The organism is Syntrophobacterales bacterium, assembly GCA_019429105.1.
Lineage (GTDB): Bacteria > Desulfobacterota > Syntrophia > Syntrophales > UBA5619 > DYTH01.
The window spans coordinates 130,921-144,761 of the sequence record JAHYJE010000002.1 but is presented as its reverse complement, the minus strand read 5'-3'; the positions used below and the strand labels follow the sequence as shown (position 1 = coordinate 144,761).

10 protein-coding genes are annotated in these 13,841 nt (G+C 53.2%); 9 read left to right on the top strand and 1 reads right to left on the bottom strand.

Annotated features, from left to right (window positions below):
• Positions 1 to 68: 68 nt before the first annotated feature.
• Complete coding sequence (locus tag K0B01_01475) at positions 69 to 1,925, top strand: TRAP transporter permease (GenBank protein MBW6484807.1); 1,857 nt, start codon at positions 69 to 71, stop codon at positions 1,923 to 1,925.
• Between the two features lie 149 nt (positions 1,926 to 2,074).
• Here K0B01_01475 and K0B01_01470 read toward each other — a convergent pair whose 3' ends face one another.
• Positions 2,075 to 3,145, bottom strand: coding sequence for an Ldh family oxidoreductase (locus K0B01_01470; protein ID MBW6484806.1), 1,071 nt, complete (start codon positions 3,143 to 3,145; stop codon positions 2,075 to 2,077).
• 567 nt (positions 3,146 to 3,712) lie between these two features.
• Between K0B01_01470 and K0B01_01465 the strand changes: the two genes are divergently transcribed.
• The 8 genes from K0B01_01465 to K0B01_01430 all read left to right on the top strand — a co-directional run bounded on the left by K0B01_01465 (position 3,713) and on the right by K0B01_01430 (position 13,803).
• On the top strand, positions 3,713 to 5,263 hold the full coding sequence (locus tag K0B01_01465) for a long-chain-fatty-acid--CoA ligase (protein MBW6484805.1): 1,551 nt from the start codon (positions 3,713 to 3,715) through the stop codon (positions 5,261 to 5,263).
• Positions 5,264 to 5,570: 307 nt separating this feature from the next.
• Positions 5,571 to 6,590, top strand: a complete 1,020-nt coding sequence (locus tag K0B01_01460; GenBank protein ID MBW6484804.1) for an alcohol dehydrogenase catalytic domain-containing protein — start codon at positions 5,571 to 5,573, stop codon at positions 6,588 to 6,590.
• Between the two features lie 53 nt (positions 6,591 to 6,643).
• On the top strand, positions 6,644 to 8,176 hold the full coding sequence (locus K0B01_01455) for an altronate dehydratase family protein (protein ID MBW6484803.1): 1,533 nt from the start codon (positions 6,644 to 6,646) through the stop codon (positions 8,174 to 8,176).
• A 49-nt stretch (positions 8,177 to 8,225) separates the two neighbouring features.
• Positions 8,226 to 8,987, top strand: coding sequence for a hypothetical protein (locus K0B01_01450; GenBank protein ID MBW6484802.1), 762 nt, complete (start codon positions 8,226 to 8,228; stop codon positions 8,985 to 8,987).
• Positions 8,988 to 9,008: 21 nt separating this feature from the next.
• Positions 9,009 to 9,911, top strand: a complete 903-nt coding sequence (gene dapA, locus K0B01_01445) for a 4-hydroxy-tetrahydrodipicolinate synthase (GenBank protein ID MBW6484801.1) — start codon at positions 9,009 to 9,011, stop codon at positions 9,909 to 9,911.
• Between the two features lie 56 nt (positions 9,912 to 9,967).
• Positions 9,968 to 10,930, top strand: a complete 963-nt coding sequence (locus K0B01_01440) for a hydroxyacid dehydrogenase (GenBank protein ID MBW6484800.1) — start codon at positions 9,968 to 9,970, stop codon at positions 10,928 to 10,930.
• A gap of 67 nt (positions 10,931 to 10,997) precedes the next feature.
• Positions 10,998 to 11,954 carry a PAS domain S-box protein gene (locus K0B01_01435; GenBank protein MBW6484799.1) on the top strand — a complete coding sequence of 319 codons (957 nt, stop codon included), beginning with the start codon at positions 10,998 to 11,000 and terminating at the stop codon, positions 11,952 to 11,954.
• Positions 11,955 to 12,303: 349 nt separating this feature from the next.
• Entirely contained in the window at positions 12,304 to 13,803 is a 1,500-nt protein-coding gene (locus tag K0B01_01430) for a long-chain fatty acid--CoA ligase (GenBank protein MBW6484798.1), read from the top strand.
• Positions 13,804 to 13,841: the final 38 nt, after the last annotated feature.

The following is a 13,841-nucleotide window of genomic DNA, read 5'->3' as shown; positions in this document are numbered from 1 at the left end:
CGGTCCGCGGATTGCCCCTCTGCGGATCGGCATTTTCGTCAGTTCATTGCAGCCTCGAGGAGAAACCTGTGTCATTTCAGAACATAATCAAAAAAATTATCCTGACGCTTGCAGTCGGCATGTCGACATATCACCTGGCGGTTGCCTATATGGGCCCGCCTGAAGCGTATTTTTTTCGCGGCGCCCATCTTCTGTTCGCGCTGGCACTGACGTTTCTCGTCAATCCTACGTTCCGACGGCAGGGTGAAGAAAAACGGGCGGGTGTTCTCGATTTCCTGCTGGTTGGCCTCTCTGTGGTGACAATAGGTTATCTGTGGTTGAATATTCCCTATCTTTACAACCGCTTTGTTTATGTCGATGATCTGAGAACCATAGACCTCGTATTCGGCTCGCTCTTTATCGTGCTGGTTTTGGAGGCCACGCGCCGGGTGATCGGCCTGGCGCTGCCGATTACCGCCCTCATTTTCATTTTCTATGCCCTGTTTATTGCCAAGGTGCGCTTCGAATCGTTGATAGAGATCAATTATCTGACCACTGAAGGGATATTCGGTATCCCGCTCAATGTCTCGGCAAGCTACGTCATCCTGTTTATCCTGTTCGGCTCCCTCGTCGAGCGTAGCGGGACTGGCAAGTTGTTCATGGATTTTGCGCTGAGCCTGACCGGACATTCAGTCGGCGGGCCGGCGAAGGTTTCGGTTATAACCAGCGGCATGTTCGGGACAATTTCCGGCAGCGCGGTGGCCAACGTAATGACGACCGGTACATTCACCATCCCGCTGATGATGCGCCTGGGCTACCGACCTGCCTTTGCCGGGGCAGTCGAGGCGGTGGCATCTACCGGCGGCCAGATTATGCCTCCGATAATGGGCGCCGCGGCCTTTGTCATGGCAGAGTTTCTGGGCATGAGCTATATCAAGGTAGCCGGGTATGCGCTGATTCCGGCTCTTCTTTACTATGCCGCCGTTTATGCGGCCGTTCATTTCGAGGCAAAACGCACGGGAATGATGGGCCTGCCCAAGGAAGAACTTCCCAATTTCTGGACAGTGATTAAAGAGAGGGGTCATTTGTTTATTCCCCTCTTTATCATTGTCGGTGTGCTAATCGCTGGTTTCAGCGCCCCCTATTCCGCACTCTGGGGGATCATCTCGGTGATTCCGGTGGCAATGATGCGCAAGAGCACCCGACGGGAAATCAACATCAAAAGACTGATCTCCGCACTGGAGTCCGGCGCCTTAAACACGCTGGCAGTGGCGATGGCCTGTGCCTGCGCAGGGATCGTTATAGGAGTAATTGCCCAAACGGGGCTGGGGCTCTCTTTTACCGGCCTGGTTCTTACCGTCGCGGAGTACAACCTTATCCCGGCTCTAATGCTCACAATGGTTGCCGGCATCATTCTCGGCATGGGATTGCCCACCACCCCGGCCTACATCATCCAGGTCGCCCTGTTGGTGCCGGCGCTCATCAAGCTGGGCATTGTCCCGATAGCGGCCCACCTGTTCGTGTTCTATTTTGCCATTCTTTCAGCTATAACGCCACCGGTAGCCCTTGCTGTTTACGCCGCGATCGGACTCTCCCGGTCTTCCATGTGGGAAACAGGATGGGCGGCCGTAAAATTGGGTGCTACGGGCTACATTGTGCCTTTCATGTTCGTTTTTTCGCCTTCCCTGCTCTTGATTGGCGCCTGGTCAGAGGTAGGTCTTGCCGTTGTCACCGCTCTTATTGGCGTTATCAGCCTCGCTGGCTCGCTGCACAGCTTTTTCCTTGATCACCTGAAGGCATGGGAGCGCATCGCTCTTATCGTTGCGGCGTTTTTACTGATAAAACCCGGTGGGCTCACAGATATAATAGGTTTCGCTTTGATGGCGTCGGTCATCATTATCCATTATCTCGGGAAAATGAGAGCGAAGAAAGCCCGAACTACGTGATTCCTTAAGCGGCGACATTGGCTTCTGAGCGGGTGGAAAGCCATACAGAAGATCACCCCGTTACAAATCCGGGCAGCTCATCGGAATGTTTAAAATCGGTGATCTGCCCGGACGTTTTTTAAAGCTATTGTCGATCCATTCCACAATTGTCATTCCACGGGGAAAGGAATTGCCAGCTCGCGGCCAAGGGCAAGGAAATCTTGCACCACCTGCTCGGGAATCGGTATCCCCTCAGCGAGGCGCTCTTTCTTCATATCGAATTCGATTTCACCGGGAATGTATATTCGTTTTACACCATCCGCCCTGGGCGAGTCCTTGATCTCTTGCAGCGACTTGTCTATGGCAGCCGTAAACTCCGGCAGATCCATGAAACTATCGACATTCACTGCCGCAAAGATGCTCCCCACATCCGTCGGATCGACCATGTTGTCCGCGAGAAACCCGGGGAAGTGGGGCCCGTAGTTCGAACCTGTCAGGATGCCGCAGAGCAAATCAACCGCGAGCATGAGGCCATAACCCTTGTAACCGCCAATAGGGGCAAGCAGCCCCCGCATGGCAACCTGCGGGTCTGTGGTAGGAACGCCGTTGTCATCGAATGCCCAGCCCGGTTCCAATGGTTTGTTCTGCTTGGCATAAAGTACGATGCGGCCGCGGGCGACCACGGTTGTCGCCAGATCCATGACCATCGGCATCTCCTTATCTGCAGGAATCGCAATCGCTATGGGGTTTGTGCCGAACAAGGCCTTGCGGCCCCCTGTGGGGGCAACCGCTGCCGGGGCGTTGGTCGAGCTGAAGCCGATCATGCCATGGGGCAGGGCCTTCATGGCCCAGTAGGCGGCCATCCCATAGTGGTTGGAGTGAGAAACGGCAGTAAAGGCAACCCCGGTCTTCCCGGCCTTTTCAATCGCCATCCGCATGGCAAGATTGGCGCCCACCTGTCCGATGCTGTTGTTGCAGTCAATAAGAGCCGTAGATGCCTTTTCCCGGACTACAACCAGCTTGCTTTTCGCGTTCACCACCCCCCTCCGGATGCGCTCTACGTAAACACAGAGCATCCGGGTAATCCCATGGGTATCGACCCCCCGGAGGTTGGCCTCAATCAGCGAGTCGGTGAGGAGCGCTGCTTCATCCCGATCTACGCCTATTGCCTCGAACACCTGCTGAGTCCAGCTCCGCAGCTTCTCCGCCGGGAACATGATTCCGCTTTCAACACTTGGCATTTCTTGATCTCCTTTTCCGGAAGTGGTTTTCGGGAAGGTTCTCCCTTTTGCAGGCTACTATATGAGTAAGTTTTTCATATGTCAAGCTGACGTAAGGCGGTAGCGCGACCCATTGTTCGCCAAAAATGGCAAAAATGGGATGATATTTTCAGATAGCATGGCCCTCCCTCCCAGAAGCTGGTCGTGTAAATAGATGTGGTACTGCTTCACCGGTTTGCGGCAATCGCAGGGCTTCTCGTATTTTTTGCCTTTTTTGGAAGTAAGCTCACGAGATGAAGCGGATGTCTCCTCTGAAAATTACGCGGTAAAAAAAGACGTATTTGAAGTTGATATTTTGGGAAAATTGTTGCACAAGAGGGAGTCTTCACGGGCGGCTCCTCCCTGTCGGACGTTTCTATTTGTTCTTGACACGCTTAAAATATATTCTCATTATGGCCGCCAACAACGGGCAAATCGCCGTGGCGCGTAAGACAGCGAACCCAGGATTCATGGATTCGAGCTCATTGCTTCAGGCAGCGCGCTTCCGGCCGCGATTGAGATTGATGGCATCAAGGAGGCATCCCTGCAATGAGAGTGATCGGTGATCTTGTTAAGTATTCCGCACAATATTATCCTGAAAGAATTGCTACAGTCTATAAAAATATCCGCCTGACATACAGAGAATTGAATGAGAGGGTGAACCGTGTTGCCAATGCCTTGCTGCAAAAAGGCATCCGCAGAGGCGATCATGTCGGGATCATTTGCCACACAAGCCACTATTTTCAGGAAATATTATATGGCATAGCAAAAGTCGGGGCTGTTGCCACAACCATAAACTGGCGTTTAACGCCACGGGAAAGTCGTTATATCATCGATGATGCCGATGTAAGGGCCCTGTTCGTTTCCGATAAATACTGGGAAACGGTGAAGACGGTCAAAAGCAGCATCACAAAGGTTGAACTATTCATTCTTATAGGTGAGTCTGTAGAGGGAACGAGCGATTATGAAGAATTTATCGGTCATTCTTCTGAAGAAGAACCTGGGGTGGACATCGCGCCGGAGGATGTCGTCTGGCAAATCTATACAAGTGGGACGACGGGAAATCCCAAAGGGGTTTTATTGACCCACCGGAATATTCTGGCCGATGCTCAGCATAACATCATAGGAAACAGGCTGAACGTGGATAACGCAATATGGCTCAATCCATTGCCCATGTTCCATGTGGCCTCAAAAAATGTTTTTATGGCCGCATACGTACACGCAACCCTCGTGTTGATGGATAATTTTGACATTAAAAGTGTCTGCGAGACGATAGAAAGAGAAAAATGCACGCATCTGCTGACGATAGCGCCAACGATGTGGAAAAGCCTCATGGACTTTGGCGATCTGGAGAAGTACGATTTAAGCACGCTGAAATACGGGAGTTACACGACGGCGCCGATGCCTTTGAGCATCATTAAAAGATTGAAGGAAAAATTCCGCGGGATCACTTTTTTTACAACTTACGGGCTCACCGAAGCCGGCTCATCTTTAACTATTTTACCTGCGGATCAGAATGTAACGGACGGCCCTGATCATTCGCGCAAAAGAATGGGATCGTTGGGAAGGCCCATGTATGGCGTTGATGTGAGAATTGTTGACGACGATGAGAATGACTGTCCCGCAGGCGTCGCCGGGGAGATTATAGGCAGAGGCGACAATATTATGAAAGGCTACTGGAAATTGCCTGAAGAAACGGCTATAGCCCTGAAAAATGGCTGGTTATATACCGGCGACATGGGATATTGGGATGAGTACGGCTATATTTACATGACGGATCGAAAGAAAGATTTGATCATCAGCGGCGGTGAAAATATTACTCCCAAGGAGGTTGAGGATGTTATCCGGGAGATAAAAGGGGTCATGGATGTGGCAGTCATTGGAGTTCCTGACGATACATGGGGAGAATCCGTCAAGGCTGTTGTAATAAAGGACCCCGGGGCTGAATTAACGGCGGAGGACATCATAAATTACTGTGCGAAAAACCTTGCCGGATACAAGAAACCAAAGTCGGTTGACTTTGTGGGTGAATTTCCGAGAAGCCCCGTGGGGAAGATTCTCAAGAAAGAAATCAGGGCAACGTATTGGAAAGGGGCTTGAAAAAATCCAACAACTGCCGACAAATCTTCGCAGATTAAAAAGAGGCAGAAAATGCCCGGAAAAAAACAGCGTGCTTTGCGTACCCCCGAATATCGCTTGACAGCTATAGACAGTTCACCTATATCCACCGCAACGGAGAGCGTTTTGATATTCCGTCAAACCAGCGCCTAACCGGCCCCGGGCTGGTTCGATCTTTCGTTCAGCCCAAAGCAAAGGGAATTACCGCCTGTACGGTGACAAAAGCCTGACGGCAGTTCATTTATCTAAAAAGGCAATGAAGGGCAGAGCGATTGAGGCGATAGCAAAAATGAAACTGGCGAGGGGTTTGTCTCTGCAGCAGTTCCCCAAGCCTGTTCCGGTGGACAATGAAGTGCTTATCCGGGTAAGGCTCTCAGGAATATGCGGGTCAGACCTGAAACTCTACAACCTCGAAACCATGCCCGCACGAAAAATAACATTGCCTGTTATACTGGGACACGAGTTCTGTGGCATCGTTGAAGCCCTGGGCCCCAAAGCGACAAGACTGCAGGTTGGCGATCGCGTGGCAGGAGATCCGCACATCCCCTGCATGGAATGCTATACCTGCCAAACGGGCAATGCCCATATTTGCCCCAATCAAAAAAATGTGGGCAGAACCGTCAATGGGAGTTTTGCCGAATATTTAACTGTCCCGGAGATAAGCGTCAGAAAGGTCCCTGAATCACTCTCTGATTATGAAGTCGCACTATTGGAACCGCTGGGGGTAGCCGTGCATGCGGTTCGTAAAAACGACATCGCCGGCGACAACGTTTTGGTCCTGGGATGCGGCCCCATCGGCTTGATGACGATTGCCGCAGCCAAAGCTTTTGGGGCGGCCCGTGTGTTTGCTACAGGCCGATCCCCCGGGAAGCTGCAAAAAGGGCTTTTGCTGGGAGCCGAGCAGATATTTAACGCAGACGATGCAGATGTCCCCGGAAAAATTCTTTCCCAGGCCGGCGCCTGCGGCATTGGAACCGTAATAGACATGACGGGAAGCGAAGAGGCAATCCAGCAGGGACTCCAAGTGCTGCGCCCCGGAGGCACGATGGTGCTTGCGGGCATTCTCGGAAAAAACATCGCTCTGAACGCCCTTTCCTACAATGTCTATAAGGAGATAAACATTACCGGAGTTTTTGGAAGAAAATTTTGGGAAAGCTGGATATTGAGCGAGCTGCTCCTTGAACAGGGAAAAATCGGAATCGAAGCGATCATGGGGTCAACCTTTAAGGCCGCTGATTATGAAAAGGCCTTCGCAGAGTCATTTTCCGGAAAATCGGGAAGAACATTCATCTCCTTTGGCAACGGATAAATCAGCTCAACGCAGGAACCGAAAATAAGCTGCAGGAAACTCGCGAGGGGAAAATGACGGCTGGAAAAAAAAGACAGACGATACGACTTCACGACGCGGACAATGTCATCGTGGCCTTGGGAGAGCTTGTCCCGGGAACCTCAATACCGGAAGAAAACATCACCTGCCGGGAGTTGGTTCCGGCCGGGCACAAAGTTGCAACGGCCACAATCCATCCGGGCCAGCCCATTCTCAAATATAACCAGATCATCGGATTTGCCAAGAAAACCATCGAACCAGGACAACATATCCACCTTCACAACCTGACATACAAAGAATTTGAGCGTGATCATAAGATGGGAGCCGATGCCCGGACGCCCGCTTTTCTCCCCGAAGAAAGGAGAGCAACGTTCCAGGGCATTATCCGTAAAGACGGGCAGATAGCGACGCGCAACTATATCGGCGTGGTAGCCACGGTCAACTGTTCCGCAACGGTGGTTCGCCGGATTGCCCAGTCGTTTTCAGATGATATGCTGGCGGATTTCCCCAATGTTGACGGGATTGTCCCCCTCTGCCATGAAACAGGGTGCGGCCACGCTACCAGCGGCGAGGCTTTCGAGATGCTGCAGCGGACATTGACCGGATATATCCGTCATCCAAATTTTGCCGGGGTGCTGGTAGTAGGCCTGGGATGTGAAAAAAACTCCCTGGAATCCCTCTTCAAAAACAGTCTTCCTGAAACCGGCGCCCTGCTTAATGCACTATCGATCCAGGATTGCGGCGGGACGACGGCAACCATCCGCGCAGGGGCGGCACGGGTCAGGGAGATGCTTCCCGAGGCCAATAAAGCGAAACGCAGCCCCGTTTCAGCCAGCCATATTGTCCTGGGACTGGAATGCGGAGGCTCCGATGCCTATTCCGGCATTACGGCAAACCCGGCCCTGGGGGAAGCGGCAAACATTCTTGTGCAAAACGGAGGAACTGCCGTTCTCAGCGAGACCCCCGAAATTTATGGAGCGGAGCATCTGCTGATCAGGCGCGCCGTGAACAAGAAGATCGGAGAAAAACTGCTTGCCCGGATCGACTGGTGGAAGGATTACCTGAATCGCAACAGGTGCGACATGGATAACAATCCCTCGCCGGGAAACAAGGCCGGGGGCCTGACCACCATATTGGAAAAATCTTTGGGGGCTGTAGCGAAGGGGGGGACAACCCCTCTTATGGAAGTGTATGATTTTGCCTGTCCCATCAGAGAAAAAGGGCTGGTCTTTATGGACACGCCCGGCTATGATCCCGTGTCGGTTGCCGGGATGGTGGCCGGAGGGGCCAATGTCATCGCTTTTACCACCGGCAGGGGTTCGGTCTTCGGCTGCAAACCCTCTCCCGTTATCAAACTGGCGACGAACACGGAGCTTTACCGGCGGATGCAGGATGACATGGATATAAACTGTGGCGCAATTGCCGATGGGGAGTCAACGGTGGCGCGGATGGGGGAGCAGATTTTCCGGTCAATCCTGGAGACAGCGTCCGGCATCAAGACAAAAAGCGAGCTCCTGGATGTGGGGGATAACGAGCTCGTTCTCTGGAACGTAGGCGCGGTATTGTGATCAATGGCAGAAAGATGTCTGACCAAAATAATCTTCAGGAGGGACAATAATGAATCTGAAAGAACGTTTGCAGGCGGGGGAATCCATACTGGGGACGATGGTTACCGTCTTCGAGAATCCCGAAATCGTCAAGATCCTCAAGGTGTGCGGCTTTGACTTCTTCATCGTGGATGCCGAACACGGGAGCTTCGATTACAGCGATGTCGCAAGGATGTTTGCCCTGGCCAGGGAGGCCGGCATACCCCCGATGATCCGGATCCCCGAGGTACGGCGCGAGCTTGTTTTGAAATACATGGAGATGGGGGCAAAGGGTATCCTCCTGCCCAACACGGAAACCGTCGAGCAGGCACAGGCGCTCGTCGCTTACTCCAAATACTACCCGCTGGGGGATCGGGGGGTGTCGCTCCTTAGGGCGCACACGGGTTTCGAGAAGATCGAAAGCGCCACCGGGTACATGGAAAAAGTGAACGCAGAGACCCTTCTGATGCTCCAGATCGAATCCCCGAAGGCAGTGGAGCGGATCGACGACCTGCTGGCGGTGGACGGGATCGACGCGGCTTTCGTGGGGCCGAACGACCTCTCGCAGAGCATGGGAATCATGGGGCAGACCGATCACCCCCGGTTTATCGAGGCTGTCGAGCGGGTGATCGCGGCGGCAAAAAAACACGGCAAGTTCTCCGGTATCCACATGATGGCAGTCGAAGCCCTGGAGCCGTGGATGAAAAAGGGAATGACCCTCAATTTCTGGGGCAACGAGGTCGTGATGCTGATGAACGCAGCCAAGGCGGGCCTCGCCAGACTGAAAAAATAACTGTTTGCGGTAAAGGAGGAGATGATGGTCCATTTTGTACCCAGAGGGATAATACCGGCAATGGTTACGCCCATTGATGAGGGGGGGCGTATCAATGAGGGCGCCCTTCGCCAGCTTGTCAATCACCTGATAGAGGGAGGCGTGCACGGCCTGTTCCCCATCGGCAGCCAGGGTGAATTCTTCGCCCTTGCCCTTGAACAGAAAAGGGAAGTGCTCCGGGCAGTCGTAGATGAAACCAGGGGCCGAGTTCCCGTCTATGCGGGAACAGGGGCAGTAACGACCCGCGAGGCAATTGAAACGACGATCATGGCACGGGATCTCGGCGTCAGCGCCGTTTCCATTCTTACCCCCTATTTCGTGACTCCCAGCCAGAAAGAACTGATCGAACACTACCAGGCCGTGGCCAAAGCTGTCCCGGAGCTGCCGATTCTGCTGTATTCCAATCCTGACAGAACGCAGGTTCCCTTCACGACCGAGACGGTTCTGGAGCTGGCGGCCGTGGACAACATAGTGGGGATCAAGGATTCCAGCGGCGATATGTCCCTGACCGGCGAATACATTCGCCTCACCAGGGGAATGGATTTCCATGTGCTGGCAGGACGGGACACGCTCATCTACGCCACCCTCTGCTACGGGGGAACGGGCTCAATCTGCGCCACGGCAAACGTCGATCCGCGGGTTCCCGTGGAAATCTACGAAGCCTTCATTGCCGGCGACCATGCCCGGGCGCTCGACGCCCAGTACCGCTTGGCGCCATTGCGAAGGGCCTTCGGTCTGGGCACATTCCCCGGCGTAATAAAGGAGGCGCTCACCATGATCGGGATTGACGCGGGGCCGGCCATTCGTCCCGTCGGCCCCCTGTCTTCGGAAAACCGCGCGAAACTGCGTTCCATTCTGGTGGAAATGAATATGATCGGGCATTAGGAAGACGTCCTTCCGTTTTACGAAAATGCCGCCTAATCTGATTGGCGAGGTGGATAATGAAAAAAAAGATCCTGATAGTGCAGGCTATTCATGAACAGGGCGTCCAGGTCTTCGACGACAGGTTTGATGTCCATGTGGCTTCCGATCCGTCCGTGGCGACTGTAATAAAAGAAATAGCGGGTGTGGAGGGGGTGATCGTCCGCATGGCCCCCTTTACACGCGAGATCATCGAGGCGGCCGACTCCCTCAAGGTAATCGGCCGTCACGGGGTGGGCTTGGACAACATCGATATCCCGGCGGCAACTGCCCGGGGAATAGTTGTGGCCAACACGCCCAACGCCAATTCCACTTCGGTTGCCGAACATACTGTAACCGCCATCGGTGCTCTGGCCAAAAGGGTGGTGGTTTACGATCGGGCAACCCGTGAGGGAAACTGGGAAGTACGTAATTCCTACAAGGCCGTTGACCTTGACGGCAAGACTCTTGGAGTGGTCGGCATCGGGAGGATTGGCTCCCTGGTTGCCCACCGTGCAGCTGCGGCTTACAACATGAGAGTCGTGGCCTACGATCCCTATATCCTGCCGGAAAGGGCAGCCGAACTCGGGATATCCATGTGCGCCACAGTTGAAGAGGTTTTCCGGCAGGGAGATGTGGTCACTCTGCACACACCTCTTACCGACGAAACACGGGGGATGGTCAATGTGGCGCGGCTTGCACTTATGAAAGACACAGCCTTTCTCATCAACTTTTCCCGGGGAGAGGTTGTAGATGAAAAAGCCCTGTATGCAGCGCTCAAAACCGGCAAAATAGCAGGCGCGGCCCTGGATGTGTTTGATCCGGAGCCCCCCTTGGGAAACAACCCCTTGTTCACGCTGGAAAACGTGCTCCTGTCACCCCACAGTGCGGCGCTGACAGAAGAATGCGTCATACGCATGGCAACGGGCGCCGCAGAGGCAGTTGTGGACGTTCTGTCAGGCAGGCGGCCCCAGTTCGCTGTCAACCCCGATGTCAATAAGTAATACAGCGACATTGATTGAATCTGCCGGGCAATATGCGAAGAGTAATTATAAACCAGGAGCTATTGTGATGGAACCCGCACAGGATAGCGCCGGGATGCCGGCCAAGGCGATATCTTCACTGCGTCTGCGGATAGTCGAGCTCGAGAGAGCGTTGAGCGCGGAAAGATTGCACGCCGAAGAGGATTTGCGGTGCAGCGATGATAAATATCGCATTATTCTCGATAATATGGAAGAGGCGTATTTTGAGCTTGACCTCTCCGGGAATATTACATTCTTCAACAATTCGACATTGACGATGCTTGGCTATGACCGGAGCGAACTACTGGGGATGAATTACCGCAGATATGTGTCCCCTGATACGGACATAGAACTGTACGATATTTTCAATGGAATTTATAAAACAGGGAAACCTGCGGAAATATTCGGTTATCCTGTTCTTAGGAAGGATGGAGCTGTCCGGTTCCGGGAGATGTCGGCATCTCTGCGCAGGGATAACGCCGATCGCCCCATCGGTTTCAGGTGCCTCGCCCGCGATGTAACAAAGCGAAAGCTGGCGGAGGACGCGGTGAAGCAGCGGGATGGGGAGCTCGAAATAAAATCCCGTTCCCTTGCGGAGTCCAACACGGCGCTGAAGGTTTTATTGAAGCAGCGGGAAGAGGATCGGGTGGAGCTGGAAAGGAATGTGTTGTCCAATGTCAGGGAGATAGTCGTTCCTTATATCGAAGAGCTGAAGAAAAGCCCTCTGAATCCGGGGCAGGCGGCAATGGTCGAGACGCTGGAAGCGAATCTGCTGAATATCATTTCCCCTTTTTTACGCAACCTGACGCTTACACAATTCAATCTTACCGCGCGGGAGTTCCGGGTGGCGAATCTCGTCAAGGAGGGTCGAACCACAAAAGAAATATCCGACATGTTGAATATCTCGCCGGGGGCGGTCAATTTTCATCGCAATGGCATCAGAAAAAAGCTGAACCTGAACGCAAAAAAAATCAATCTCCGGTCGTATCTGCTTTCCTTGGCTTAATAAACGCGGCAACCGACCACCCCATTTCGGGCGTCAGCAACAAGATTGAACGAAAGGAACGCCGCAATTGCGCGTAAGTTGATGTAAGGCGCAATTCCCTGTCTTTCTTGCTTTTTTTAATATAAGTTTTTACCTGATATATTACTGATAATTATTTAATATTGTATTATTCAAGGCAGCCTGTATCATCAAACACTCATCGTAATCCTGGCTTCGGAAAAGTTGTTTGCAGTGCAATCAGTTACTTGAACTATTCGATCGTCTCGGCATTCAGGCCCTGAACACCGGCATGGCGCTTTTCCGATATTTCATCAATAGTAAAAGAACGGGATTGAAAGGGGAGCTATTCATGAATATTGCCCAATTTTTAATTGACAGCGCCGCCCGCAGGCCGGAGCATCCGGCGGTGATCTCCGGCGGTCGGAAGTTGACTTACGCAGAATTAAACCAGCGCACGGATTCCCTGGCCTGGGGGCTCAGGGAAAGAGGGGTGGCCCCCGGCGACATCGTAGTCTTGATGATGCCCAATTCCCTCGACTGGATTATCGTCTATTATGCCCTTGCCAAGCTGGGCGCCATTGTTTTACCCGTCAATTTTCTTTACCGCACCGAAGAGCTGGCGCATATATTCCGGGATTCAGGCGCCCGGGCCTTTATTGGCAGCTCTGGCTACCTGAATTACGCCTCTCCCCTGCTCAAGGAATCAAAAAATTTTCAGCTTGCCCTGGTTTCCGGAGAAGACGCGCCCGAGGGTTTCGAACCGCTGGAAGGTTTGTTTCGGGAACGCGGCGTTTTCGCCGCCCACGAGGTTCAGGAGGATGACACCCTTGCGATCATCTACACAAGCGGCACTACCGGTTTGGCCAAAGGGGCCATGCTGACCCACTACAGCCTGGGAAGCAACGCCCGGACCATTGCCGACATGCGTTTTACCCAGCCCCATGACATTTGTCTGGGGGTATTGCCCCTCTTTCATATCTACGGCCAGACCAGCACCTTGAATGCGAGCATCTATCTTGGCCTTACCATAAGACTTTGGGAACATTTCGATGAGAAAGAGGTTTTCTCGGCGATTGAGCAGGAAGAAAGCAGCATTCTGATTGCCGTGCCCACCATTTTTAATCGGCTGGCCGAGGCAGGCGGACAGAGGCCTCCTGTCCGTTCGTCCCTGCGTTTTTGCGTTTCGGGAGGCGCCTCCCTGCCGGTGGAGATATTGCGGCGGTTCGAAAAATTATTCAACGCGACTATTTACGAGGGATACGGTCTTACCGAATGTTCCCCTGTCTGTGTGGAAAATCCCTATGGAAGGGCCACCAAGCCCGGTTCCATCGGAGTGCCTATTCCCGGTTTTCAGGCCAGGATAGTGGACGAGCAGGATCGGGACGTGCTGCGGGGGGAGGTGGGCGAGTTGATTGTTCAGGGGCCGGGGGTGATGAAGGGATACCTTAACCAGCCGGCAGCGACAAAAGAGACCCTGCGCGGGGGCTGGCTGCATACGGGAGATTTGGCGCGTCAGGACAAGGATCGGTATATCTATATCGTGGACCGTAAAAAAGAGATGATTATCCGCGGCGGCTATAACGTCTATCCCCGGGAGATCGAGGAGGTCCTCTACGGCCATCCGGCAATACTGGAGTGTGCCGTTATAGGTTTTCCTCATCAGGATCTGGGGGAAGAGGTGGCCGCAGTCATTGTCCTTCGTCGGGGTGCTTCCGCTACGCCGGAGGAGATCAAGCAATACGTGAAGGAAAGGGTGGCGCCTTACAAATACCCGCGTGTGTTAAGGCTGGTTGCGGAACTGCCCAAGACCAACACCGGGAAAATACTGAAGAGATCGATAGAGTTATGATTTATATGGCTGATATGGCAACAGCGGCTAAGGTGTTC

What these genes read in the sequence shown, in the direction of transcription:
- K0B01_01470 (MBW6484806.1), bottom strand. Translation starts at nt 3,145, where the DNA reads ATGCCAAGTGTTGAAAGCGGAATCATGTTCCCGGCGGAGAAGCTGCGG.
- K0B01_01450 (MBW6484802.1), top strand. Translation starts at nt 8,226, where the DNA reads ATGAATCTGAAAGAACGTTTGCAGGCGGGGGAATCCATACTGGGGACG.
- K0B01_01460 (MBW6484804.1), top strand. Translation starts at nt 5,571, where the DNA reads ATGAAACTGGCGAGGGGTTTGTCTCTGCAGCAGTTCCCCAAGCCTGTT.
- K0B01_01465 (MBW6484805.1), top strand. Translation starts at nt 3,713, where the DNA reads ATGAGAGTGATCGGTGATCTTGTTAAGTATTCCGCACAATATTATCCT.
- K0B01_01435 (MBW6484799.1), top strand. Translation starts at nt 10,998, where the DNA reads ATGGAACCCGCACAGGATAGCGCCGGGATGCCGGCCAAGGCGATATCT.
- K0B01_01455 (MBW6484803.1), top strand. Translation starts at nt 6,644, where the DNA reads ATGACGGCTGGAAAAAAAAGACAGACGATACGACTTCACGACGCGGAC.
- K0B01_01430 (MBW6484798.1), top strand. Translation starts at nt 12,304, where the DNA reads ATGAATATTGCCCAATTTTTAATTGACAGCGCCGCCCGCAGGCCGGAG.
- dapA (MBW6484801.1), top strand. Translation starts at nt 9,009, where the DNA reads ATGATGGTCCATTTTGTACCCAGAGGGATAATACCGGCAATGGTTACG.
- K0B01_01440 (MBW6484800.1), top strand. Translation starts at nt 9,968, where the DNA reads ATGAAAAAAAAGATCCTGATAGTGCAGGCTATTCATGAACAGGGCGTC.